Origin of the sequence: Labrenzia sp. THAF82, assembly GCF_009363435.1 — a bacterium.
Lineage (GTDB): Bacteria > Pseudomonadota > Alphaproteobacteria > Rhizobiales > Stappiaceae > Roseibium > Roseibium porphyridii.
Map to the genome: position 1 here is coordinate 4,347,918 of NZ_CP045354.1, position 23,075 is coordinate 4,370,992.

23 protein-coding genes are annotated in these 23,075 nt (G+C 55.2%); 5 read left to right on the plus strand and 18 right to left on the minus strand.

Annotated elements, in window-relative coordinates; genetic code table 11:
• Nucleotides 1-16 precede the first annotated feature (16 nt).
• From thiL to FIV00_RS20055, 14 genes are all read right to left on the minus strand, one after another.
• Nucleotides 17-1,015, minus strand: a complete 999-nt coding sequence (gene thiL / locus FIV00_RS19990) for a thiamine-phosphate kinase (RefSeq protein ID WP_152502402.1) — start codon at nucleotides 1,013-1,015, stop codon at nucleotides 17-19.
• Nucleotides 1,016-1,017: 2 nt separating this feature from the next.
• Nucleotides 1,018-1,539, minus strand: coding sequence for a transcription antitermination factor NusB (gene nusB / locus FIV00_RS19995; protein ID WP_152502403.1), 522 nt, complete (start codon nucleotides 1,537-1,539; stop codon nucleotides 1,018-1,020).
• Nucleotides 1,540-1,542: 3 nt separating this feature from the next.
• Complete coding sequence (ribH, locus tag FIV00_RS20000; protein ID WP_152502404.1) at nucleotides 1,543-1,992, minus strand: 6,7-dimethyl-8-ribityllumazine synthase; 450 nt, start codon at nucleotides 1,990-1,992, stop codon at nucleotides 1,543-1,545.
• Nucleotides 1,993-2,151: 159 nt separating this feature from the next.
• The gene (locus tag FIV00_RS20005; protein WP_152502405.1) at nucleotides 2,152-2,763 is read right to left on the minus strand and encodes a riboflavin synthase; all 612 of its coding nucleotides are present in this window, start codon (nucleotides 2,761-2,763) and stop codon (nucleotides 2,152-2,154) included.
• Between the two features lies 1 nt (nucleotide 2,764).
• Nucleotides 2,765-3,889, minus strand: a complete 1,125-nt coding sequence (gene ribD / locus FIV00_RS20010) for a bifunctional diaminohydroxyphosphoribosylaminopyrimidine deaminase/5-amino-6-(5-phosphoribosylamino)uracil reductase RibD (RefSeq protein WP_152502406.1) — start codon at nucleotides 3,887-3,889, stop codon at nucleotides 2,765-2,767.
• 21 nt (nucleotides 3,890-3,910) lie between these two features.
• A complete protein-coding gene (nrdR, locus tag FIV00_RS20015) occupies nucleotides 3,911-4,387 on the minus strand; it encodes a transcriptional regulator NrdR (protein WP_152502407.1) in 477 nt (158 codons plus the stop codon).
• Between the two features lie 31 nt (nucleotides 4,388-4,418).
• Nucleotides 4,419-5,720 (minus strand): serine hydroxymethyltransferase, encoded by a 1,302-nt coding sequence (glyA, locus tag FIV00_RS20020; protein ID WP_371419588.1) that lies wholly within the window; start codon nucleotides 5,718-5,720, stop codon nucleotides 4,419-4,421.
• Nucleotides 5,721-5,968: 248 nt separating this feature from the next.
• On the minus strand, nucleotides 5,969-6,196 hold the full coding sequence (locus tag FIV00_RS20025; protein WP_152502409.1) for a serine hydroxymethyltransferase: 228 nt from the start codon (nucleotides 6,194-6,196) through the stop codon (nucleotides 5,969-5,971).
• A 101-nt stretch (nucleotides 6,197-6,297) separates the two neighbouring features.
• A complete protein-coding gene (locus FIV00_RS20030) occupies nucleotides 6,298-7,515 on the minus strand; it encodes a murein L,D-transpeptidase (protein ID WP_209006634.1) in 1,218 nt (405 codons plus the stop codon).
• 465 nt (nucleotides 7,516-7,980) lie between these two features.
• Nucleotides 7,981-8,496, minus strand: coding sequence for a transcriptional regulator LdtR (gene ldtR, locus FIV00_RS20035; RefSeq protein WP_152502411.1), 516 nt, complete (start codon nucleotides 8,494-8,496; stop codon nucleotides 7,981-7,983).
• 153 nt (nucleotides 8,497-8,649) lie between these two features.
• Entirely contained in the window at nucleotides 8,650-9,543 is an 894-nt protein-coding gene (mmsB, locus tag FIV00_RS20040) for a 3-hydroxyisobutyrate dehydrogenase (protein WP_152502412.1), read from the minus strand.
• Nucleotides 9,544-9,630: 87 nt separating this feature from the next.
• The gene (locus FIV00_RS20045; RefSeq protein WP_152502413.1) at nucleotides 9,631-10,071 is read right to left on the minus strand and encodes a DUF6163 family protein; all 441 of its coding nucleotides are present in this window, start codon (nucleotides 10,069-10,071) and stop codon (nucleotides 9,631-9,633) included.
• 26 nt (nucleotides 10,072-10,097) lie between these two features.
• The gene (locus FIV00_RS20050; RefSeq protein WP_152502414.1) at nucleotides 10,098-11,132 is read right to left on the minus strand and encodes an enoyl-CoA hydratase/isomerase family protein; all 1,035 of its coding nucleotides are present in this window, start codon (nucleotides 11,130-11,132) and stop codon (nucleotides 10,098-10,100) included.
• Nucleotides 11,133-11,188: 56 nt separating this feature from the next.
• Nucleotides 11,189-12,328 (minus strand): isobutyryl-CoA dehydrogenase, encoded by a 1,140-nt coding sequence (locus FIV00_RS20055; protein WP_152502415.1) that lies wholly within the window; start codon nucleotides 12,326-12,328, stop codon nucleotides 11,189-11,191.
• 275 nt (nucleotides 12,329-12,603) lie between these two features.
• On the opposite strand from FIV00_RS20055, the gene hemB reads away from it, so the two are divergent.
• The 3 genes from hemB (at nucleotide 12,604) to FIV00_RS20070 (ending at nucleotide 15,523) form a co-directional block, all read left to right on the plus strand.
• On the plus strand, nucleotides 12,604-13,599 hold the full coding sequence (hemB, locus tag FIV00_RS20060) for a porphobilinogen synthase (protein WP_247649430.1): 996 nt from the start codon (nucleotides 12,604-12,606) through the stop codon (nucleotides 13,597-13,599).
• Nucleotides 13,596-14,843, plus strand: a complete 1,248-nt coding sequence (locus tag FIV00_RS20065) for a threonine ammonia-lyase (protein WP_152502417.1) — start codon at nucleotides 13,596-13,598, stop codon at nucleotides 14,841-14,843. The genes hemB and FIV00_RS20065 overlap by 4 nt, the downstream gene beginning before the upstream one ends.
• A gap of 167 nt (nucleotides 14,844-15,010) precedes the next feature.
• A complete protein-coding gene (locus tag FIV00_RS20070; RefSeq protein WP_152502418.1) occupies nucleotides 15,011-15,523 on the plus strand; it encodes an RDD family protein in 513 nt (170 codons plus the stop codon).
• A gap of 20 nt (nucleotides 15,524-15,543) precedes the next feature.
• On the opposite strand, the gene FIV00_RS20075 is transcribed toward FIV00_RS20070, so the two are convergent.
• Nucleotides 15,544-16,293, minus strand: coding sequence for an anti-sigma factor (locus tag FIV00_RS20075; RefSeq protein WP_152502419.1), 750 nt, complete (start codon nucleotides 16,291-16,293; stop codon nucleotides 15,544-15,546).
• Nucleotides 16,294-16,334: 41 nt separating this feature from the next.
• Entirely contained in the window at nucleotides 16,335-16,829 is a 495-nt protein-coding gene (locus FIV00_RS20080; RefSeq protein ID WP_152502420.1) for an RNA polymerase sigma factor, read from the minus strand.
• Nucleotides 16,830-16,947: 118 nt separating this feature from the next.
• Here FIV00_RS20080 and FIV00_RS20085 point away from each other — a divergent pair, with 118 nt between their 5' ends.
• A complete protein-coding gene (locus FIV00_RS20085; protein WP_152502421.1) occupies nucleotides 16,948-18,393 on the plus strand; it encodes a S8 family serine peptidase in 1,446 nt (481 codons plus the stop codon).
• 11 nt (nucleotides 18,394-18,404) lie between these two features.
• Here FIV00_RS20085 and FIV00_RS20090 read toward each other — a convergent pair whose 3' ends face one another.
• Nucleotides 18,405-19,868: an ABC transporter ATP-binding protein/permease gene (locus FIV00_RS20090; RefSeq protein WP_152502422.1), complete on the minus strand. Its 1,464-nt coding sequence runs from the start codon at nucleotides 19,866-19,868 to the stop codon at nucleotides 18,405-18,407.
• Between the two features lie 68 nt (nucleotides 19,869-19,936).
• Nucleotides 19,937-20,992, minus strand: coding sequence for a molybdopterin-guanine dinucleotide biosynthesis protein B (locus tag FIV00_RS20095; protein ID WP_152502423.1), 1,056 nt, complete (start codon nucleotides 20,990-20,992; stop codon nucleotides 19,937-19,939).
• Nucleotides 20,993-21,229: 237 nt separating this feature from the next.
• Here FIV00_RS20095 and FIV00_RS20100 point away from each other — a divergent pair, with 237 nt between their 5' ends.
• Complete coding sequence (locus tag FIV00_RS20100) at nucleotides 21,230-23,068, plus strand: SLC13 family permease (RefSeq protein ID WP_152502424.1); 1,839 nt, start codon at nucleotides 21,230-21,232, stop codon at nucleotides 23,066-23,068.
• Nucleotides 23,069-23,075: the final 7 nt, after the last annotated feature.

Genomic DNA, 23,075 nt, shown 5'->3' on the forward strand with positions numbered 1-23,075 from the left:
TCAGAAGAGAACCGGATTAAAAATGGCGGAAACCACCCAATTCATGCATGTGAATTGGCGTTCCCTTTTTTGTCACGGTAACAATCCCCGTTCCCTGATCGACACGTCCGATCAGGGTCAAAGGACAGCCCACGGCAGTGGCATGCTTTGAAAACTGCTCGGCATTTGCTTCAGAAACACATGTAAGGATTTCGTAGTCGTCGCCCCCGTCAACGCAGCGCAGGAAATCGTCTTGCGAGTTTGCGTTAATCTTCGCAATCGCGTGCGATACCGGAACCTTGTCCAAATCAAGCACGATGTCGACCTCGGACGCGCTTGCCAAATGACCACAATCGGCAATCAAGCCATCTGAAATGTCCATGGCTGCATTTGCATATTCAAGCAGAAAGGGAGCCAAGGTTGTCCTCGGTCTGGGCAGCAAATAACGATCACGAAGATATTGCTCATCGGTAGCAGATAGTGTGCGTTCTTGCCCAAACGCCGGGTCGAACCGCAGCTGAAGTCCAGCGGCTGCATCGCCAATCGTACCGGTGACAAAAAGAAGGTCACCCGGCTGTGCGCCCGAGCGGCGAACAGCCTTTCCGCAAGGCACCTCACCCAGTGCTGTGATGGAAACAAGCAATCCGCCGAAAGAGCGGATCGTGTCTCCACCCAGGAGATCGAAGCCATATGCCTTCTGATCGTCGGCCAACCCAGCGCAAAAACCTTCCAACCAGTCGGGTGACCAGTCGGACGGCAGGGCCAGGCCCATCATGTAGCCGCGGGGTTTTGCCCCTTTTGCGGCCAAATCAGAAAGATTGACCCTCAACGCCTTTGCAGCGATTGCTTCCGGCGGATCTTGCGAAAAGAAATGAATATTTGCGGCAAGCATGTCTTTGGTAAGCACAAGATCATGCCCTGCGCGCGCTGTCAGCACGACCGCATCGTCGGTCAGGCCCAGGCTTCCCGGATCTTTTGCCAGCGGAGCGAAAAACTCCCTGATGAGATCAAACTCGCCAGGCCGATCCGCAACCATCGTCAGGCGGCACCATCGGCCTTCTTGTCGCCGAGCTCAGCGTCTCGCAGCTCATGCGCTAGGCGGTCGAGGACGCCATTGACGAGACCCGGTTCATCATCCTCGAAGAAGGCTTTGGCGACGTCGATATATTCAGAAATGATCACTTTCGGAGGAACATCTTTCCGGCGCAGCAGCTCATATGACCCCGACCGCAAGATAGCGCGCAAAAGACTGTCGATGCGCTTGAGCGGCCAGTCTTCCGTGAGCGCTGTGTGGATGAAAGGATCTAGGAACTTCTGGTCTTCAACGACACCGGCAACGATTTGCTTGAACCACTGTTCATCGGCATCACGGTACTGCTCTCCGTCAATTTCCTTTCCCAGACGAAAAGCCGTGAATTCGCTGATCACACTGGTAAGTGGCGCGCCACCCACATCCATCTGGTACAGAGCCTGGACAGCAGCCAAGCGGGCAACACCCCGTTTGTTCGCAGGGCGCACAGTTTTGGCAGCCGGGTTTTCCGGGTCAGCCTTTCCGGTCATTCGTTATACTCCGAGGCGTTCACGCAGGGCGATCATGTCCAGGGCCGCCTGAGCTGCAGCTCCGCCTTTGTTCTTGTCGTCTACTTTTGCACGCGCCCACGCCTGATCGCTGTTTTCGACGGTCAAAATCCCGTTTCCGACCGCAAGATCCGCGTCCACAATCAGATCCATGACCACACGGTTCGATTCATTGGCAACGATATCGTAGTGAGTTGTTTCACCGCGGATCACCACGCCTAGAAGCACAAAACCGTCATACAGAACGCCGTCACCTTCCATTGCAGTCATGGCCATGGACAAAGCTGCCGGAATTTCCAGGACACCTGGCACAGCAACCCTGTCATAGGTGGCACCAGCGGCCTCGATGGTCTTGATAGCACCTTCAGCAAGCGCATCGGCAAGATCGTCGTAGAAGCGAGCTTCGATGATCAGAAGTTTCTTTGCAGCGCTCATGGGTCGTACAATCCTTTATAAGGCCGCGACAGGAACCATGTCTGCCCGGGTTTGTCCAGTCTCATTCGAGCATGATCGCAAAAACCTGGCGAAATCTGAGCCGCCCGGCACTCACAATCAGGAAAAACAGTTCTTTCAAGAAGGTATTGGATCCGTCCCCTACCCGGTCTTGGAGAATTCCGCAAGACGCGCTGCATATCGCGCCATCATATCAACTTCCAGATTGATCTTGTCGCCGACCTGACGTTCTGACCAAGTGGTCACCTCGAGCGTATGCGGAATGAGAAATACCGAAAACAGTCGTCCTTCAACCTCATTGACGGTCAACGAGGTTCCATCAAGCGCGACTGAGCCTTTCTTGGCAATGAAGGGAGCTGTCTCCCCAGTTGCCTCGAACTGAAAATAGACGCTTTCGGGATGATTTTCCCGCTTCGTGACGTTCGCCAGTCCGTCAACATGACCCAACACCAGATGACCACCGAGCTCAGCGCCAAGTGTCAGCGATCGCTCCAGGTTGATCTTCTGGCCAGCAGTCCATGTGGACACATTCGTAAGCGCAAGTGTTTCTGCCGCGGAAACAACCTCGAACCAGTTGCCATCGGAAGAGTTTTGTTTTGCTGTCACCGTATGACAGACGCCGGAGCAGGAAATCGACGCTCCGATATCGAACGTGTCCGTGTCGTATGTGGTCCGTATCCGTGTCTGTTTGCCAGCTGGAACATCTTCAACTGAAAGAACTTCGCCAAGGTCGGTCACAATGCCGGTGAACATGTCAGGCTCCACGCCGTCTGAGATAAATGAACGCGTCGTCACCGTAGCTACCGGCTTCGACCCGATGAAACTTGGGGTCTGTCAGCACATTCTCAAGATCAAGATCATGCAGGGCCGGTATGCCATTCTCGCCGATCACGAGATTACCTGTGACCACGCACAGATCGTCGACAAGATCGGCCGCAAGAAATGACGAGGCCATTCTTGCTCCGCCTTCCACCATGACGCTGGTGATGCCGCGTGTTGCCAGGGCGCTCAAGATCACCGCCGGCTTGATGCTGCAGTCGCTTGCCGGAACTCGGATCACGTTGACACCGGCAGCTGTCAGAACTTCGATTTTGTCGGCATCTGCGTCGTTGCCACAAATCAGCCAGACCGGAACGTCAACGCAAGTTCTTACAAGTTTGGATTCCAGCGGGAGGCGCGCGCAGCGATCGATGATCACACGGACAGGAGACCTTTCCGCCAGTCCCGGAAGTCGACAATTCAGTAACGGATCGTCAGCAAGCGCTGTACCAGACCCGACCAGGATCGCGTCATGCTCGGCTCTGAACCCATGCACTTTGCGCATGGACAGCGGACCGGAAATCTTGACCTGCCCCTCGCCTGCGCGGCCAATAAAACCGTCTTGTGATGCCGCCAATTTCAGAAAAACATGCGGCCGTTGCTTGAGTTGGCGCAAAGTGAACCCGTGATAGAGATTCTCCATCTCGGATTTGTGCACCCCAATCGTCACAGGGATTCCGGCATCTTGCAGCATTTTGACGCCACGTCCGGCCACACGCGGATTGGGGTCAAGCATTCCGACAACAACACGGCCAATGCCTGAATTGATGAGTGCAAGCGCACAGGGCGGTGTCCGGCCATAGTGGGAACAGGGCTCCAACGTCACATAACAGGTCGCACCTCGCGCGTTGTCACCGGCCTCAGCCAGAGCATTGACTTCGGCATGGGCCATTCCTGGCCGGGAGGTGACACCACGGCCAACAAGGCGCTGACCTTCTTCCTCTTTTCTGACAATCAGAGCTGCCACCGAAGGGTTGGGCCAAACACGCCCAAGGCCTCGCCTGGCAAGACGTCCTGCGGCCGCCATGAAACGCGAATCGAGATCGGATACTAGTGACATGAAAAACCGGATACTGAGGAATTATGTATTTTTTACAGGTTGCCCATCGGAATCACTGAGTTCGTCCAAAAGGGCCTCAAAATCCTTGGCTTCGCGGAAGTTCTTGTAGACCGAAGCAAAGCGCACATAGGCGACATCGTCTATGCCCTTGAGGCCTTCCATGACGTGGTTGCCGATTGTTTCCGCAGTAATTTCGCTCTCACCGGAACTTTCCAGCTGGCGAACAATTCCACTGACCATGCGTTCAATCTTTTCCGGATCAACAGGCCGTTTTCGAACGGCGATCTGAACCGACCGCATGAGCTTTTCCCGATCAAAAGGCACCCTGCGGTTGGAGCGTTTCAGCACCATCAATTCGCGCAGCTGCACCCTTTCAAAAGTGGTGAAGCGGCCGCCGCAGGTGTTGCAGATCCTGCGACGACGAATAGCGGTGTTGTCCTCGGTCGGGCGGGAATCCTTGACCTGGGTTTCGTCGCCGCCGCAAAAAGGACATCTCATTTCATGTAGCTCCTGACCGAGCCCGCGATCATCAGCCCCCGTAAATCGGGAAGCGGGCCGTCAGTGCTTCTACCTTGGCTTTGACGGCTGCTTCAACTGCCGCGTTGCCCTCTTCACTGTTTGCGGCCTTCAAACCGTCCAACACTTCCGTGATCAGCTGACCAACTTCCCGGAATTCAGCGACACCGAAGCCGCGTGTCGTTGCCGCCGGTGTTCCAAGACGAATGCCGGATGTAACAAAGGGCTTTTCCGGGTCGAACGGAATGCCGTTTTTGTTGCAGGTAATGTTCGCCCGGCCAAGCGCCTTTTCAGCGACCTTGCCGGTCGCGTTCTTGGGACGAAGGTCGACCAGCATCAGGTGGTTGTCGGTTCCGCCGGACACGATATCGAGCCCCTGCTCTTTCAAGGCCTCGGACAAAGCCTTCGCATTTTCCGCAACCGCGCGTGCATAGGCTTTGAACTCGGGCTGCAAGGCTTCCTTGAAAGCCACTGCCTTGGCGGCAATCACATGCATCAGCGGGCCACCCTGAAGTCCGGGGAACACGGCAGAATTGATCTTTTTCGCGATCGCTTCGTCATTGCTGAGGATGAGGCCGCCGCGCGGACCGCGCAGGGATTTGTGCGTCGTCGACGTCACAACGTGAGCGTGAGGAACCGGAGACGGATGAACACCGCCTGCCACGAGACCTGCAATGTGGGCCATGTCCACCATCAGATACGCTCCGACACTGTCGGCAATCTCACGGAACTTTTTCCAATCCCAAACCCGGGAATAGGCGGTGCCGCCTGCCAGGATCAGTTTCGGCTTGTGTTCATGTGCAAGGCGCTCGACGTCGTCCATGTCGAGCAGATGATCGTCCTGACGTACTCCATACGAGACGACATTGAACCACTTACCGGACATGTTGACAGGAGAGCCATGCGTGAGGTGACCACCAGAATTCAGGTCAAGACCCATGAATGTATCGCCCGGCTGCAGAAGCGCCAGGAAAACTGCCTGGTTCATCTGGCTACCGGAATTCGGCTGCACGTTGGCAAAGTTACAACCGAACAGTTCCTTGGCACGCTCGATGGCCAGGGTTTCGGCTACATCGGCGAATTCGCAACCGCCGTAGTACCGCTTGCCCGGGTATCCTTCGGCATATTTGTTGGTGAAGATCGAGCCTTGAGCTTCCAGCACCGCACGGGAAACAATGTTTTCCGAAGCGATCAATTCGATTTCATGCTGCTGACGACCCAATTCTTTTTCGATCGTGCCGAAAATGTCCGGATCAGCCTCTGAAAGACCGCTTGTGAAGAAACCGGACTGCAGGGATTGACCAGAGCTTTCCATCAAAGACATCGCATCATCCTTGTATTCTGTGCGAGGAGCAGAAGGCACCAGCGGTACGGTCTTCGGCAGACCTTCATCGCGACCGTGCCAGCTTGACGCGAGGGATTAACACAGCGTTCGGCAAGAACCAAGGGCCATAGCGACGCGGCCCACTTGGAAAACGACACCAATGTTCCGCAAAATCAAAATTGTTCCGCAAGTAAATCAATCAAGGTGCGTGAGGTCACGCAGCGACGGATCCACCGTTGTCAATACAGTGTCGGATCTGGTCGAGTAGTTTTGGCTGCGGCTTCTTGTTCAATGCGCCGCTGCAGCTTGCGTACGACGATCCGCTTAAGGTCTTCCTGCGCAACGGATGCAGGACCAAAGGTCGACACCTCGATACCGGTTGCCGCATCAATAGCAGTGACTTTGACCTGTTTCCCGACCGGTCTGAATTCCAGATAGATCTCACCCGGCCGCGGATCGCGACTCATTGCCCTGCTCCTTGCTCAACAAGGTCCAGAAGACACGAAACGCCGGCCTGATCAAGGCCGGCGTCTTCAATCCCCATAGCAAAAAACCGGATGAAACGGCTTTAAAGACGGGCTTGCGACCCGGTTCCATGAATGTCGTCCCGGTCGTAGATGTCTTCACGGAAATGCACGACACCGTCGGCATTGGACCAGGCTGTCACATATGTCAGATAAAGCGGAATGGACTTCTTCAGCTTCACGTCTTCACGCTCACCTGTACGAATAACGGAGTCCACCTTGTTCCGGCTCCAATCCGCGTTTGATGACTGCAGCATCCATGTTACCAGCTCACGCACGTTCTGAACCCTGACGCAGCCGGAAGAGTGGAAGCGGTTGGCTTCACCGAACAGCGTCTTGGAAGGTGTATCGTGCAGATAAACCTGGTGCTTGTTGTGGAAGTTGATGCGCACGTTGCCAAGCGAGTTTTCTGCGCCCGGATCCTGCGTGAAGCGGTATTGTGTCGCTTCGTCGGTATTCCAGTCGATCTGCTGCCAGCTGAGTTCGTTGTTACTCCAGTCAAAGATCCGGATGTTGTTCTTTGAAAGATACTGCGGATCCTCTTTCATCTTCGGGATCAGATCCTTGCGGATAATCGACTTTGGCACCGTCCAGTATGGGTTGAAGTTCAACTCATAGATCTTGCTGTTCAGGATCGGCGTTTGGCGATCGATTTTACCTACGACAGCAGTGTGGCGGGAGCGTACCCGGCCGTTTTCAACGGCCTCGATCTCAGCCGCCGGGATATTGACCATCACATAACGGTCGCCCTTGAAGCCGGACATCGACCGCAGGCGGATCATGTTGGTCTCAAGCTGGCGCAACCGGACATGCGCCGGCACGTTGAGCGCGGCAACCGTATCTGCACCCATGACGCCGTCGGGGATCAGGCCGTGACGAAGCTGAAAACGGCGCAATCCCGCATCAACATAAGAATCGAACGTGTCGCTAAGGCCTGCCTGCTGCTCAAGATCACCGGAAGCGATCAGGCGGCGACGCAGTTCCACGACGCGCGGATCGCGGGAGCCGATGCGGAGGGTTTTGCTACCACCGCTCACGGTTCCCCATCCACCGGCCTGGACAATCTGCTGGTAGCGGTTGATCGCAATCGCATTGTAGTCGGCCGTGTTGGGAGACAGCGTCGGCGCCGATGACTTCACTTCCGTGATGTTTTCGGTCGCGATGTCGAAATTGTCAGCCCATTCAACGGTCTGGCCGCCCTGAGCCGGAGCCGCTCCGCCCAATACAAAAGGCACCGCCAAACCGAGCGCGCAAAGGCTCATTAGCGATTTCCCAGTCGTCTTATTGACGTGAAGCTTTATCCCGAACGGTCCGGATAAAAGGTTCATTGCCGACCTCATGTTGCTGCGACTATGCGCGGATGTTTCCGTGTTTCAGGCTGGTTTGCCATAATTAAACCAAGCCAGCTATACCAATTCCTAGCGGAAGGGAGTTAACAAATCGCTTGATTTTTTAACCATCTTTTCGTTTGGAATACCGCACAAAGCCATTCCAATGTGACCACAAGATGTCAGTTTCTTGCCGCTAGGTCTATCTGTGGCGAAGACATCAGTTTTTTGAGCTGAAATCAACAAATCGGCAGCGCAATTCTGCGTGAGGTCGATAAAGCACTCACTGTATGTGGTTTCAGCGCTACGTGAGGCGTCGAATACCCTTGGAAAAATTACTTAAAAAGAAAGGCACCGCCCCGAGGGCGGTGCCTTGTCATCTGAATGTACCGCGAAAACTTACAGACGGTAGAGAATCTGGTCAGTCCAGAACCGCTCGAGACGGCGCAAAGACTTGTTGAGAGCAACAAAATCCTGCGGTCCGATTTCACCGACCTGTTCAACGGACAGAATGTGGCGCTCATAAAGATCATTGACGATCGTTGCCACTTCCTGCCCCTTGTCCGTGAGGCTTACACGGACGGACCGACGGTCCATGCGGGAACGCTGATGATGAATATAGCCGGTCTCAACCAGTTTCTTAAGGTTGTAGGAAACGTTTGATCCCAGGTAGTAACCGCGTGTCCGCAGTTCACCGGCCGTCAGTTCAGCATCGCCAATGTTGAACAGCAGCAGAGCCTGCACGCTGTTGACATCGGATCGACCCATGCGATCGAACTCATCCTTGATAACGTCCAAAAGACGTCTATGCAGTCGCTCAACGAGCGTAAGTGCCTCGAGGTAGAGTGGTTTGATGTCCACTGCTTCCTCTTCACCCGGTGCCACAGCGTCGACTGCCCTACTTGCGGTGATCATTTGTTTGCGCCTCTTATAGTACCTGTCTTTCGGCGGATATTTTCCCGCCTTGACCTGCAATCTAACCGAGCGATTCTAAAATCCGCTTAAGAGACACACTGAATCATAAGTTAACTTTTGAAGGGTCATTTAGGGGTCCGATTAATGTCTTGTTTACCCTACCCCTCTCAGGAAGTTCACAATCCCGGAGAAATCCGTCTCGTTACCGCCAGAGTTGCAGTACAATGCATACAAAGACGAGGCTTCAGCGCCGAGCGGTGTCGCAGCGCCTGCAGAATTTGCTGCTTCTTGCGCGAGTTTTAAATCCTTCAGCATCATTGCTGCGGCGAAGCCCGGCTGATAATCGCGGTTTGCCGGCGACGTCGGCAATGGCCCTGGAACCGGACAGTAGGAGGTCAGCGACCAACACTGACCCGATGCAGTCGAAGAAACATCGTACAACTTTTGCGCGTCCAGACCGAGCTTCTCGGCGAGAACAAAAGCCTCGGAGACCGCAATCATCGAAATTCCGAGGATCATGTTGTTGCAAATCTTTGCGGCTTGACCGTTTCCTGCACCGCCTGCGTGAACGATTGTCTTACCCATGATGTCGAGGAAGGGTTGGGCTTCTTGAAAAGCCTTGTCCGCCCCGCCCACCATGAAAGTGAGCGTACCGGCGGCCGCACCGGCAACACCACCGGACACCGGTGCATCGACCATCGGCATGCCTTTTTCCTCCGCGGCGCTACTGACTGCGCGAGCACTGTCGACATCAATCGTAGAGGAATCGATCAGCAAGGTGCCGGATCTGGCATTGTCCAGGATGCCGCCCTCACCCTGATAGATCTGCCGTACATGTTTTCCTGCAGGCAGCATGGTGATGACCACGTCCGCCTGTGCAGCAAGGTCTGCAACACTGCCGGCCTTTTCTCCACCCGCATCGGTCAGGAGCGCCAGGGCCGCTTCGGAAAGATCAAATCCAAGGACCTTGTGCCCGGCCTTGACAAGATTGATCGCCATCGGTCCGCCCATGTTGCCCAGACCAATGAATCCGATAGTGCTTGGCATGGTTTCCTCCCAAAGTGATTTTGCGTTGTTTTTGAATCGGTTGACCGCTCGTCTTGAACCGCTGTCAAAGGCGGTTCAAAAACTGATTCAAGTTCCGGTCTCTGCAGGTCGACCCGCAGCCTCCCGGTTTTCCTTGATGGTCAGATAGTGAAGCGCCACATAGACCGCGATCGTCAGCAGATAAAATGCGATCTCATATGGCCGGCGACCATACAGGTCGGAAAAGGCGGTATGCATTACGATCTGGCAGAAACAGCGAAACAGCCACATCACCGTTCCCCAGGAGACCGTCAGCCAGAGCCCTGTTGCAGCCACAAGATCCAGAACGGCGAAAAACACGATTGCTCCCTGAAGTGCAATCGGCATTTCCCAGAACCAAAGTCCCCGCCACTCGACAATGCCTATGATCCGCGCCCAGTAAATAACACCACCTCCGATCAAAATGATCGCGATACCGCGCAGATACAAGATCAGCAGAGTGCTCCAGGGCGGGCGCGAGTCGATCAGGTCCTGAAAGCTGGTGATCATATTCGGCGAGTGTCCATTGGTCGGTATCAAAGAGGCAAATCGCCCTCAGGCGGTTCCTCGAAATACGACGCCAGCGTCGCGCTGTCTACTTGCCCGAACTGGGTAGGGCTCCAGGCAGGGTCCTGATCCTTGTCGACAATGGCTGCTCGGATACCCTCATAAAAGTCGTTTTCCAGCAAAATCCGCGACACGATGCGATATTCCAGCTTCATGCACTCATTAAAGGACAATTCTTTTCCGCGCTTCATCTGTTCAAAGGCAATAAGAACGCTGGTCGGCGACTTTGCGCGAATTGCGCTCGCAGTTTTCCGGGCAAACTCTTCGCCGGAGCCGTCGAGATCTTCAAGAATGTCGCTCACGCTGGAACCTGAAAAGAGATTTTCGATCAGATCAGCCTGTTCAGCTACAGGCCCTTTTTCAGGTGTTACCAGAAACGGTGCCAGAGCTGTGTTGATATCCTCAGCAGTCTCAAGCGCCACGGCAACATCATCCAGACTTCTTTCCTCTATAGCGTGGGTCAGGACACCCGTCGAAAGTGCGTCTGCCTGCTTCAAGCGACCGGCGCTCAGGGCGCAATAAATTCCAGTCTGCTTCGGCATGCGCGGCAGAAAATACGTGCCACCGACATCCGGGAAAAAACCAATACCGGTTTCCGGCATGGAAAAGAGCGTTCTTTCCGTACCGATGCGGTGGCTTCCATGAACTGAAACACCAACACCCCCACCCATGACGATGCCGTTGATCAACGCGATATAGGGCTTTGGATAGGCCTTGATTTGCGCATTGAGCAGATACTCTTCGCGGAAGAACACTCCCAAGCCATCTGTCTTTCCGGCCATTCTGGCATCATAGATGCTGCGAATGTCACCACCGGCGCAAAAAGCTTTTTCGCCGGTGCCGGTGATGACCACCTGCGCGATCTCCGGATCGTCTGCCCAGCGCGTGAGCTGTCCTGCAAGCGAGCGAACCATTGCGTGGCTGAGTGCGTTCAGTGCTTTGGGTCGATTGAGAATGACAAAGCCGGCCTTGCCGCGTTTTTCAAAGAGTATTTCGTCGCTCACTTTGCGCCTCACATAGAAAGAAGAGTCTTTTCAATTTCCAAGCAGATTAAATTCACTCAGTCTTTCAAGAGCTGTCGGGCAATAATCAGGCGCATGATTTCATTCGTACCTTCCAGGATTTGATGCACCCTGACATCTCTCAAGAAACGTTCGACCGGATAATCCCGCAAGTAGCCGTACCCGCCGTGAAGCTGGAGCGCTTCGTTGACGACTTTAAACCCTGTGTCGGTTGCCAGCCGCTTCGCCATCGCGGCCAATTGCGTGGCATCAGGCGACTTGGCATCGACCGCGGTCGCGGCCTTATGCAACAGAAGTCGAGCGGCCTCGAGTTCGGTGACCATGTCGGCCAATCGGAACTGCAGAGCCTGGAAATCGGCGAGCTGTTTTCCGAACTGCTTGCGCTCCTTCACGTAATTCACTGCTAGGTCCAGACAGACTTGCGCGCCACCGAGAGAACAAGCCCCAATGTTGAGACGCCCCCCATCAAGCGCGGACATTGCGATCTTGAAACCCTGTCCCTCTTCACCGATCAGACTGGACTTTGGAACTCGGCAGTCCTGGAAATTGACTTGCGCTGTCGGCTGGCTTTTCCAACCGAGCTTGACTTCATTGGCACCGAAGCTAAGGCCTGGTGTGCCCTTTTCGACCAGAAGACAGGAAACGCCAGAGGGCCCCTCGCCGCCGGTGCGCACCATGACCGCATAAAGATCACTGACCCCACCACCAGATATGAAAGCCTTGGAGCCATTCAGAACGTAATGATCGCCATCGTCCTTAGCGCTGGTTCTCAAGGACGCGGCATCGGAACCGGAACCCGGCTCCGTCAAGCAGTAGCTTGTCAGCAACTCCATCGTGCAGAGCCTGGCCAAATATTTCTGGCGCAACTCCTCTGAAGCGAATGTGTCGATGATCCAGGCCACCATGTTGTGAATGGAAAGATAGGCAGCTGTTGATGTGCACCCTTTGGAAAGCTCTTCAAAGATCAATGCCGCATCAAGCCGACTGAGCGCAGATCCGCCAACGTCTTCCCGAACATAGATCCCACCGAATCCGAGTTCAGCGGCCTTGCGCAATGTCGGGATCGGAAAATGGCTTTCCTCGTCCCATTCCTTGGCAAAGGGTGCGAGCTCATCTCTTGAGAAGCTTGCTGCCATATCCTGAAAGGCACGCTGATCTTCGTTCGGTGAAAAGTCCACTTTGTTGTCCTCCCATCGCAGGCGGAGACAGAGGCCCTTTCCCCGGAAACACCCGCCGCTTCCAATTGCGGCAGCACTAAACCATATTTGACGCAAACGTCAAACAATCTCTTTTTTGTTTTTATTTTCAGTTATTTTACAGAATGTTGGACTGCGTCAAACTGCGTGGTAGATTGTCGGCTCACTCCCGGCAGAATGCGAAAACGAACTTTCCTCAAATACAGGCTGCTGAAATGCCGTCCAAAACGCCCCTCCCGAAGATCACATCCGACCATATGGATACGCTGCTTGCGGGAACCCGCATGCGCCGCAATCGCCAGACCGACTGGTCCCGGCGTCTCGTGCGTGAAAATGCGCTGACCGTCGATGATCTGATCTGGCCGATTTTTCTGGTGGACGGTGAAGGTATCCGACAACCGGTTCCGTCGATGCCCGACGTTGTCCGCTTGTCGGTGGATGAGGCTGTGCGCGAGGCAGAGCGCGCCGCAAAGCTGAGCATTCCAGCGCTTGCCCTTTTTCCTTACACGGATCCTTCTTTGAGAGACGACACCGGTTCAGAAGCGCTGAACGCCAACAATCTGACCTGCCGTGCGCTGCGTGCCATCAAGACTGAAGGATTTGACATCGGCCTGATGACGGACGTCGCGCTGGACCCTTATACCAGCCACGGCCACGACGGCCTGATGGACGGCGAAACCATTCTGAATGACGAGACAGTCGATCAGCTCTGCCGGCAGGCGCTCGTTCAGGCCGAGGCAGGTTCGGATGTCATCGCCCCGTCCGATATGATGGACGGCCGTATCGGCGCAATTCGCCAATCACTTGACGTTCAAGGGTTTCGCGGCACACAGATCATGGCCTATTCGGCCAAATATGCATCTGCGTTTTATGGACCATTCCGAGATGCCGTTGGGTCGTCGGGCACCTTGAAAGGCGACAAGCGCACTTATCAGATGGATCCGGCCAACACAGATGAGGCTCTGCGCGAAGCTGAACTCGATATCACTGAAGGTGCGGACATGATCATGGTGAAGCCGGGCATGCCTTATCTCGATATCGTGCGCAGGTTGAAGGACGAATTCCAGGTCCCGACCTATGCCTACCAGGTGTCAGGCGAATACGCGATGATCAAGGCAGCTGCTGCAAACGGATGGCTTGACGGTGACAAGGCTATGCTGGAAAGCCTTTTGGCATTCAAGCGCGCCGGAGCTGACGGCATTTTAACCTATTTCGCGCCGAAAGTGGCAGGAATGCTGGCTGAGCGTTCATGACATTGGCCTTCAACGACCCGCAGCAAGTAACTTTCGACAAGATCAAACAAGCAGCGGAAATCATCAAAGGAGCGGTTCTTGAAACGCCCTGCCTGCCTGCACCGCGCCTGTCGCAACTGACCGGCGCAGATATTTTCGTCAAATACGAGAACATGCAGGTTACCGGCGCTTTCAAGGAACGTGGTGCGCTGGTGAAACTCTCCGGTCTGACCGATCAGGAGAAGTCGCGTGGCGTGATTGCCGTGTCTGCCGGTAACCATGCGCAAGGCGTTGCCTATCATGCTGGCCGACTTGGCATTCCGGCGACTATCGTCATGCCCGTCCTGACACCCTTTGTGAAAATTGCAGCCACGCGTGGATACGGCGCTGAAGTGGTTCTGGCCGGCAACACACTTGCCGATGCCAAGGAAGAGGCCGACCGGCTGGCGCTGGAGAAGGACCTTGTCTGGGTTCATCCATATGATGATGCGCATGTCATTCACGGACAGGGAACCATTGCCCTGGAAATGCTGGCACAGCAACCCGATCTCGAGGTTCTGGTGATCCCGGTTGGAGGTGGCGGCCTGATCTCCGGCATCGCAACAGCGGCTAAGGCGTTAAAACCCTCGGTGACAGTAACCGGTGTTGAAACAACGCTTTATCCTGGCATGTGGGGAGCGTTCTACGGAAAGGAAGTGCGATGCGAAGGGGCGACCATTGCCGAGGGCATTGCCGTGAGGGACATTGGTCAACTGACGACAGAAGTGATCAAGGATCGGGTCGATGACATCTTGCTGGTTTCAGAAAGCAGCATTGAACAGGCAATCAATGCCTATCTGACTCTGCAGCGGACAATTGCAGAAGGTGCAGGGGCAGCCGGACTTGCAGCCCTCTTGAGCGACCCGGATCGATTTGCCGGAAAGAAGGTCGGACTTGTCCTTTGCGGTGGCAACATCGACCCTCGCCTTCTTTCCAAGATTGTTGTGCGCGAGCTCGCCCGCGACGGCCGGCTTGTGTCTATCCGTATCGACACACCCGACCGTCCGGGCACGCTCGGTGAAATTGCCACTGTAATAGGAGACATGCAGGGCAATGTTGTCGATGTGGAACATCACAGGCTGTTCCTGAACGTGCCGGCCAAAGGCGCAACCCTCGATGTCACGTTCGAGGCCTTCGATCGCCCCCATGGAGAGCGAATTGTGGCGGCCTTGCGTGAACGCGGATTTGTGGTGCGCTACCTTGAAATCGGCGACAGAATGGATTGATTCAAAAGCACAAATGACTGTGTGCGCCCGGCACATCGGGATAAAGAGCCAAGCGTTGTTTGCCTTTGAACATGAACGTCGACCGACACATAGTAATCTGCTGTCAGATTTGCGAAGTCACACTTCAATCCCCACATCAGGTTCATCACATTCTTGGGAGCCTGAAAATGTCAGCTGCAAGCACCGCCGATTACACACGCCAGGACGTCTTTGATCCGATGGTCAATCCGGAGCTCTTTGCCGGTGTTCGCAGCCGTCGGATATTTGCGTTTTGTATAGACGTGATTGTAATTGCGCTTTTGACCTTCGGTGCCGGCGTCCTCGTCTTCTTCCTCGGCGTTTTCACCCTTGGCCTCGGCTTCCTGCTCTACGGGATCCTGCCAGCGGCAGTCGCCTTGCTTTATGTCGCCTTCACACTTGGCGGACCGCAAGCTTCAACGCTCGGGATGCGCGCCATGGGCCTCGAGATGCGTCTGTGGTACGGCGCAAAGCCCTATCCGTTGCTGGCGGCCGTTCATGTATTGCTCTTTTGGTTCTCCATATCGCTGCTCACGCCTCTTGTGCTGCTGGTTTCGCTTTTTTCGGATCGCAAACGTCTTTTGCATGACTTGATCCTGGGCGTTGTGGTGATCAACTCGTCCTATCATCAACAATATGTCGGTGATCACCAGCAAGGCTAAGCTTTCGAAACCCGGGAGATCTATCTCACGGCCAAGAGTTGCTGTTCATCTTCGGCGCCGAGCGGATCTCCCAAACCGGACGATTTCAACCAGGCTTCCAGGGCATCTAGCGAAGACGCCGGTGCGTAGTGGTTCGCCGAATCTCCGGTGGCAGCAATGGCGATTTTCGGTTGCCATTGGCCTCCATCGCGACAGGCGACCGACACAACAGAGTGTCCATTCACCCCTTCATAATCGAACTCTCGGCAAAGCACTCCGGCTTCGTCCATGAAGGATGCGATCAGGTTGAGCGTTGCTCCTGACGCCAGAACGCTGCTTTCGCCCGATGGTGTAGACGCCAGCGCCCCTTTGATCCCAGGATCTGCAAGCGCAGCAACGCCAAAGGGTGAGCCCTTGCCTGCCGGTTCAGGCTGGTTGAGCGAATAACCTGTTCCAAGGCCGATTGCGAGCGCCAGGCAGGCCGCAATTGCGGTCGGAACAAATCCCGAGCGTCCAAAGCGACGGAATTGCACCACGTTGTCTTTCTCGGCTGGTGCGGGCTCATCGTCCTTGTCCGCGATCAACGCGTCGATCCGGTGGGCCAGATCATCAGGTACTGGCGGAGCTGGCGCGGCCTTCAACAGGTCAGCGGTCTCTCGAAACATGGCAAGCTTGCGCTGCGCGGACTGGTCTGTTTTCAGGGCTTCTTCAACCCTTGCGGCCTCGTCTGCCGTCAATTCGCCGTCCGCATAGGCCATAATGAGTTCATCTGTCATCTCGTTCTGGTCCATAGTTAGCCTCTACTCTTTCGGAATACGGTTTGAAACCCGATTTATTCCGAGGACAGTCCCATTTTGCTTGCGAGTGCGCGGCGGGCACGGCAAAGCCTGCTCATGATTGTTCCCATAGGCACTTCGAGTATTTCTGCGACTTCCGCATAGCTCAGCCCTTCGACGCTCACCAACAGGAGAACTTCCCGCTGACCATCGGGAAGTTGCTCGACTGCTGCCATGACGCTGGAAACCATCAGGCGTGCATCACCCTGATGACATACGTTGTCTGCAATTTCGGGAGCATCGTCATATTCCAGCTCGTGGCCCCGAACCTTGTTTTTTCGAAGGATGTCGATCCATGCGTTTCGCAAAATACGGAATAACCACGCTTCAATCTTGCTTGCGGGATCAAAACTGGATCTCGCCTTCAACGCACGTTCGACAGTTGACTGAACGAGATCGTCAGCTTGGTCTCCGGATCGACACAGTGACAGAGCATACCGTCTCAAATTCGGCAGTTTCTCAATCAATAATCCACAAAACGGGTCAGTCATGCATGTACCATTTTAAAAGCCTGAGGAGCGGAATATTCGAGCCGTTTTCACGTTCTTCCTATGAGTACGAAACAAGCGGGCGGTTTATTCCGCAACCGATGCATGAAAAGGTGACGTTATGAAGAAGCTGTTTTTTGCGTTCGTCGCAATGCCATTTTTCCTCCCCCTTACCGACGCCTTCAGACAGGAAAGCGCGTCGTATCTGTTCTTAACTTCAGCCTACGCTGACGACGATGATAGCGATAGCGATGGGGGAGATAGCGACAGCGATGATAGCGACGATGACGACGACGATGATGACAATGACGACCGTAACGACAGCCAGAACCAACGGAGCGGTCAGAGCAGTCAGGGGAGCCGAAACAGCGGATCGGCGTCAGGCCTCTCTCCATTGCGTCGGCTTTTTGGCGGCCAGAACAGGCAACGTCAGGAACAGACTTCACCCAGACGGGTAGCTCCGGCTGCGCCTCTGCCTCAATTTGCCTCTTCGGAAATCATCGTTTTCAACATCTCGCCGCAGGACTTGCAAAATCTCCTGGATGACGGCTTCAGTATCTTGGAAGAACGCTCGGTTCCGGGCGGCACCGTCCGCTCTCATCGTCTCAGCCCTCCATCCAACACCAGTCTGGAAGACGCGCGTGACGCGGTACGCTCGCTACCTTCAGGTGGAAATGCTGATTTCAATCACTTCTACCGCCTGGACCGCGGCGAAAACACATGCGTCGGCCAGCATTGCGCTGCCTTTACGTTGATAGACTGGCCAGATCAGGTTGCCGACCTCTCGAACAAGTGTGAATCCGGGATCCGTATTGGCATGGTCGATACTGGCCTAAACGAAAACCACACCACATTCGAGGGTGCCAAGATCAAGGTATTCCGATTGGCCGACCAGGAGCGGCCCGCCTCCAAGGCCAGTCACGGAACCGCTGTTGCTGCGATCTTGATCGGACAACCCGAGACGCGCACACCCGGCCTGCTGCCGGATAGCGAATTGATCGCCGTTGATGCATTCTACCGAAGCGGACGGGATGAAAGGGCCGACGCCTTCACACTTGTCGATGCTCTTTACAGGCTCGCCGAAGAGCAGGTTTCCGTCATCAATCTCAGCCTGAGCGGACCTGAGAACAGCGTCCTTGCGCTGGCCGTCAATGACATTAAGGAGAACCGGGGTATCGCTTTGATTTCGGCGGCTGGCAACAATGGCCCAAGCGCCAAACCCGCTTACCCTGCAGCTTTCTCTGAAGTGTTGGCGGTAACAGCGGTCGACAAGAACAAACGCATCTATCGACGGGCAAACCGAGGCGATTATGTCGATCTGGCAGCGCCCGGCGTCAATGTATGGTCGGCCGCCTCGGTAAAGGGAGCAAAGTGGAAAACCGGAACATCATTTGCGGTACCGTTTGTTTCTGCTGCAGCGGCTGTTGCGCGTCAGAACAATCCGGAACTTTCAGTCGATGATGTTTTTGAGCTTCTCAAATCAAACGCTGAAGACCTGGGGGAACCCGGCCCCGACCCCGTGTTTGGTGCGGGGCTGCTTTCGGTCTCTGCTCTTTGTGGAAGCTAGGGTTTTTTTGTTCAATCGGTCTTTGGTGCTGAAAGAAACAAGAGTGTCATCCCGGCGTCTTCTGCCAGTTCGCGAACCTTTTTGCCGGTCGCATTAGTCCGGCAAATTCCGCTGTCCTGAATGATGAGGACTTTCGGCTGACGCAAGAGTGCGCGCGCAAGCCTGATGTTCAAACGATCCGCCTCAGACAGGCGAGCCGCAGTCCTGCTGTCCCAATCCGACTGAAGTTCAAATATCTCAAACAGACTTTCAGGCACCTCATCAGAGACACCGGATTTCATGCCAAGTATTGCGGCCTGTTTAGCGCCAGTTTCTTCCGGAATTCCATTTGCCTGGGAAACCAAGGCAACCGCCCTCCAGATCTCCTTGGCACCCAGAGACGCATAGTCGATTTCACCCAGGCGAATGCTGCCGTGCTCTGACGACACCGTTAAACCGGCCAGGCTAAGCGCAAGAAAATGCCGATCCTCCGGGGCAGTCAGCACAATGTCGTTGCAGGTGGTCGGCTCAATCCACGCCGAGACAGAAGCACCTGATGGCAACCTCAGGTCTGAGATCACGATCGGAGCATGCCAATCTGCCTTGTTGCCGGGTGCCTTCGATTGAGGTTTCAAAGCAGTAAGGGCGAAAACCCGTGCCAGCTTTTCACGGGCAACTTTGTTGGCTTCATAATATTCAATGCCAGCCGCACCCGTCTCGAGTTGCGTTGCCAGGAACGAAAACAACATCAGGAACAAAACAATCGTTTCCGCACTGTCCAGTGACGTAACGACAAACAAACCAACCGCGACAGGAAATGTCGCACGGCTGCAGGCTTTCAGGACACCAGACCATGTCGCGCGTTGAATGAGATAACTGCAAACCTTCTCACTACGCCGTGCAAGTCGTCGCAGAAGCGGTTCAAGCCGGCCATGAAGCAGCAACGGCAAGCGGTCAGGTAACGCCCGGCCAAGAAGCAAAGCCATTCCACCGCGCTTTTGCCTCGACCGGCGTATGCTGTGCCTGAGCGGCGGCAATGTCGCCAGAAGGGCAAGGCCCCACATCCCGATGACGGCACAAAGCGGTACCAAAAGCGTCGGTTCTGCCAAAAAAATCCATGTGCCCAGTGTCGCAACCGTTGGAACAAGGGCGATCAGTGCCAAAAGCCCTCTGGAAAGCCACAATTTGATTGCCCCGAGGTCGTTGACGAGCCTGGTCAGAGACAATCCAACACCAGGGGCCTTGCCGTCAAAGGGCAACAAAAGAGCGTGTCGCGCGTAGGCCAGTCGCACTTCGTGCACGTAAGACAACGCAAATCGTTCAGCGTGCCTGTTTTGAAAAATGAAAAGCCCGAGAGCAGAAAAGGCAGCAAGTGTGAAGACTGCCAGGACGGGTTGCCCGAACAGTTCAGCGTCCTTCCTGAGCAATGAACTCGCACTGACTGAAAGGACGATTGCACCAACCGCCTGTGCGATTCCGGCAGTTACAAGAGCCACGCACATTGCTGTCCGGCGGGGCTTCCACAATCGTGGAAAGCCCTCGCCTGTGTTCGGTTGAAACTGGCTCATCCGGTTGCCGCGTACCGCGGCGATACCACGGTATCCATGATTTGAGAGACTTTTTCAGCCTGGTGAAATTCCGGCAGGTCATAGGCCGGCAGACCGAGATTTGCAGCAGCTTCCCGTGCTGCAAGCGGAGACCGCAACAAGGCGCCGGAAATTGCGAGCACGTTGTATCCAAGGTCAGTCAGCTGTTTTGCACCTGCAACCGCGCCCAATGCGTCGCCGGAGGCAAATACAACACCATCGAAGACGGACTGGATCAGTTTGCTTTCCGCAATCTGTCTGGTTTCGTCCTGAAACAGGCCATCCGCGATTTCAACGACCGCAAGATCACAATCCGATCTGCTGAGGGTTCTCAGAAGATTTCGGGTTGAGGCAACGAGGGTATCTAGCGGAACGCCGAATGTGGTCGCCATTCCGGCATCCGTGAAATCAAGGACCTCACTTGCGCCAGAGTCGCGCATCAGCCAGGGATCCCCGCCTGCGGCGGTTCCTGTGATCTTGAGAGCTCCGACGCGATAGCCGTTCAGTGCAAAGCCCCTGACGAGCGCCGCCGCAGTTGCCGTCTTGCCGGAATTCATCGATGTTCCGAAGACGCCGAGCACGACAGAAGGCATTGGCCCGGCCAATGTGGGCAACGCGTAAGAGTTCAAGTTCACTGGACGGCCATTTGACTGACAAAGTACGCCGACGGGTTCGATTGCAGTCGGGCCGGAAAGTTTGTTGTGCCAGGAGACAGCCTTTGATGCGATGCCACCGGCCGCAACCATATGGCAGGGCTCCAGACTATCTGGAACATAGGATTCGTATTGGTCGGGAGCATATCTATTGCCATAGGCCAGGATAATTTCGTCGCCGATGTTGAGCTTGGCTTTCCGGCCATTTGGCAACTCGATGCGACCGTGGGAACCGATTTCGGAGACGCGAGCCAGAACGAGGTCGCCGGCTTGCGGTTTATAGTCAGCGGAAGATACAGCTGCGCAGTCTTGCAGGTCGACGCGGCGCACGGCATATGAGGGCTTTGCTGCCATAATGCGGGCGGGTGAGATATTTTCCATGTCCGTTTCCTCTTCTGGTCAGACCGCTCTGACGCGGTCATTGAGAGAAACGGGACAGGACCGGGGTTATTCCCTTTGATATCGAGAATTTGACATTCCCTCATGTTAAGTGAGCGGGATCTCACCGAACCTGCAACTTTTAACCGTATTCTGGTCAGCGTCCCCTTCCAATCGACCGACCGGCTGTTTTAAACTGTCGCTCTAAATAGATTGGCCACTATGGCTTTGGGCAAGTGAATGCATTCAGTTGATATTGCGATGGCGCTGACCTTTCTGGTGATCGCGTCAACCGTCTTTCTTTACGCCCTTGAACGTTATCCGATTGAAACAATCGCGCTAGGATCCGTTTCCGCGTTTATCGTTATATTTTCGATTATTCCGGTCACATCGCCGGAAGGCGATCCGATCACAACGGCGGACTTTCTGGCCGGTTTCGCCAATCCGGCACTTATCACCGTTATCTGCCTTTTGATCATCGGTCAGGGACTGTTTCAGACCGACGCGCTGGAAGGCCCTGCAAAAATTATCGTCCAGATGTCACGGGGCCATTCGGCACGCGCCGCCATTCCAATTCTGATCGTTGTTGCCGTTCTGAGTGCGTTTTTGAACAACACGCCGGTCGTGGTGATGTTCCTGCCCATTTTGACGGCCGTTGCTGCAACCGTCGGGCAGTCCCCTGCCCGGGTGCTGATGCCGCTTTCCTTCATTGCCATCCTTGGTGGCATGACGACACTGATCGGGTCCTCGACCAACCTGCTGGTGGCAAATTATGCGGCTCAAACGTCCGATCTGAAGCTGACCTTCTTCAGCTTCACGCCCATCGGAATGATCGTCGCGGGGACAGGTGCCATCTATGTGCTGTTTGTGATGCCGCATCTCATGCGCGCTCGCAAAACAATGGCAGAGGAGTTTCAGGCAACGTCGGGCAAGCAGTTCATTGCTCAGATCGAGATCACTCATGGCCATCCGCTGGTTGGGGTCGAATCCGTGTCCGGCATGTTTCCCAAGCTCAAGGACATGACGGTCCGACTGGTTCAACGTGGTCAAAAACCAATTCTGCCACCCTTTGAAAATGTCGTGCTGACCCCCGGTGACACGGTGATTGTTGCAGCGACGCGTGCGGCGCTCGCAAATGCGCTTGCCCGCCGCCAGCCATTGTTGGAGACCGACAGCGAAACCCCGAGCAGTGCCGAGCGCGAGATCTCGGCGGCTCAGCCCGGGTCGATCAGTTTGTCGGAGGTGGTTGTCGCTCCGGCATCGCGGCTGATGGGCAGAACCTTGCCACAGTCCGGGTTCTATTCGGAAACCGGCTGCTTGGTAATGGGCATTCAACGGCGCAGCCGCATGCCCCGTATGGCCATGAATGATATCCGTCTGGAAGCCGGCGATGTCCTTTTGGTCGCTGGAAACGAGGACGAGATCGCGCGACTGCGCGGCAACAGGGATGTGCTGCTGCTCGACTGGTCGACCACCGAGGTGCCAAGGCGGCGCTATGCTCCTCGGGCTCTTGCAATTTTTGCAATCGTCGTCGCGCTAGCGGCTACTGGCATCGTTCCCATTGTAACCGCGGCAGTCGCCGGCACGTTTGCCATGATCGCCTCAGGCTGCCTGAACATTCGCCAGGCCATGCGTGCCATCGACAGCCGGATCTTCATGCTCGTCGGAGCTTCTCTTGCAGGAGCCGTTGCCCTGGAAGGCACTGGTGGTGCGGTCGCGATTGCGTCCGGTCTCGTCCAGGTTCTGGAGGGCGCGTCGGCATCTGTCGTGCTGTCGGCCCTGTTTTTCATTGTTATGATACTGACGAATTTTCTGTCGAATAATGCTGCGGCTGTCCTTTTTACGCCCATTGCGATCAATCTTGCCGAGCAGATCGGCCAGCCACCTGAAGCCTTTGTTGTTTGTCTGATCATCGCGGCAAACACCTCGTTTGCAACACCGGTCGGTTATCAGACCAATCTGATCGTCATGGGGCCCGGTCATTATCGTTTTGCTGACTTTGTGCGGGCTGGTACGCCACTGGCTATTATTTTATGGTTGACCTTCTCTTTGGTGGCTCCATGGTATTATGGATTGTAAGACAACA

What these genes read in the sequence shown, in the direction of transcription:
- thiL (WP_152502402.1), bottom strand. Translation starts at nt 1,015, where the DNA reads ATGGTTGCGGATCGGCCTGGCGAGTTTGATCTCATCAGGGAGTTTTTC.
- nusB (WP_152502403.1), bottom strand. Translation starts at nt 1,539, where the DNA reads ATGACCGGAAAGGCTGACCCGGAAAACCCGGCTGCCAAAACTGTGCGC.
- ribH (WP_152502404.1), bottom strand. Translation starts at nt 1,992, where the DNA reads ATGAGCGCTGCAAAGAAACTTCTGATCATCGAAGCTCGCTTCTACGAC.
- FIV00_RS20005 (WP_152502405.1), bottom strand. Translation starts at nt 2,763, where the DNA reads ATGTTCACCGGCATTGTGACCGACCTTGGCGAAGTTCTTTCAGTTGAA.
- ribD (WP_152502406.1), bottom strand. Translation starts at nt 3,889, where the DNA reads ATGTCACTAGTATCCGATCTCGATTCGCGTTTCATGGCGGCCGCAGGA.
- nrdR (WP_152502407.1), bottom strand. Translation starts at nt 4,387, where the DNA reads ATGAGATGTCCTTTTTGCGGCGGCGACGAAACCCAGGTCAAGGATTCC.
- glyA (WP_371419588.1), bottom strand. Translation starts at nt 5,720, where the DNA reads ATGGAAAGCTCTGGTCAATCCCTGCAGTCCGGTTTCTTCACAAGCGGT.
- FIV00_RS20025 (WP_152502409.1), bottom strand. Translation starts at nt 6,196, where the DNA reads ATGAGTCGCGATCCGCGGCCGGGTGAGATCTATCTGGAATTCAGACCG.
- FIV00_RS20030 (WP_209006634.1), bottom strand. Translation starts at nt 7,515, where the DNA reads ATGAGCCTTTGCGCGCTCGGTTTGGCGGTGCCTTTTGTATTGGGCGGA.
- ldtR (WP_152502411.1), bottom strand. Translation starts at nt 8,496, where the DNA reads ATGATCACCGCAAGTAGGGCAGTCGACGCTGTGGCACCGGGTGAAGAG.
- mmsB (WP_152502412.1), bottom strand. Translation starts at nt 9,543, where the DNA reads ATGCCAAGCACTATCGGATTCATTGGTCTGGGCAACATGGGCGGACCG.
- FIV00_RS20045 (WP_152502413.1), bottom strand. Translation starts at nt 10,071, where the DNA reads ATGATCACCAGCTTTCAGGACCTGATCGACTCGCGCCCGCCCTGGAGC.
- hemB (WP_247649430.1), top strand. Translation starts at nt 12,604, where the DNA reads ATGGATACGCTGCTTGCGGGAACCCGCATGCGCCGCAATCGCCAGACC.
- FIV00_RS20065 (WP_152502417.1), top strand. Translation starts at nt 13,596, where the DNA reads ATGACATTGGCCTTCAACGACCCGCAGCAAGTAACTTTCGACAAGATC.
- FIV00_RS20070 (WP_152502418.1), top strand. Translation starts at nt 15,011, where the DNA reads ATGTCAGCTGCAAGCACCGCCGATTACACACGCCAGGACGTCTTTGAT.
- FIV00_RS20075 (WP_152502419.1), bottom strand. Translation starts at nt 16,293, where the DNA reads ATGGACCAGAACGAGATGACAGATGAACTCATTATGGCCTATGCGGAC.
- FIV00_RS20080 (WP_152502420.1), bottom strand. Translation starts at nt 16,829, where the DNA reads ATGACTGACCCGTTTTGTGGATTATTGATTGAGAAACTGCCGAATTTG.
- FIV00_RS20085 (WP_152502421.1), top strand. Translation starts at nt 16,948, where the DNA reads ATGAAGAAGCTGTTTTTTGCGTTCGTCGCAATGCCATTTTTCCTCCCC.
- FIV00_RS20095 (WP_152502423.1), bottom strand. Translation starts at nt 20,992, where the DNA reads ATGGAAAATATCTCACCCGCCCGCATTATGGCAGCAAAGCCCTCATAT.
- FIV00_RS20100 (WP_152502424.1), top strand. Translation starts at nt 21,230, where the DNA reads ATGCATTCAGTTGATATTGCGATGGCGCTGACCTTTCTGGTGATCGCG.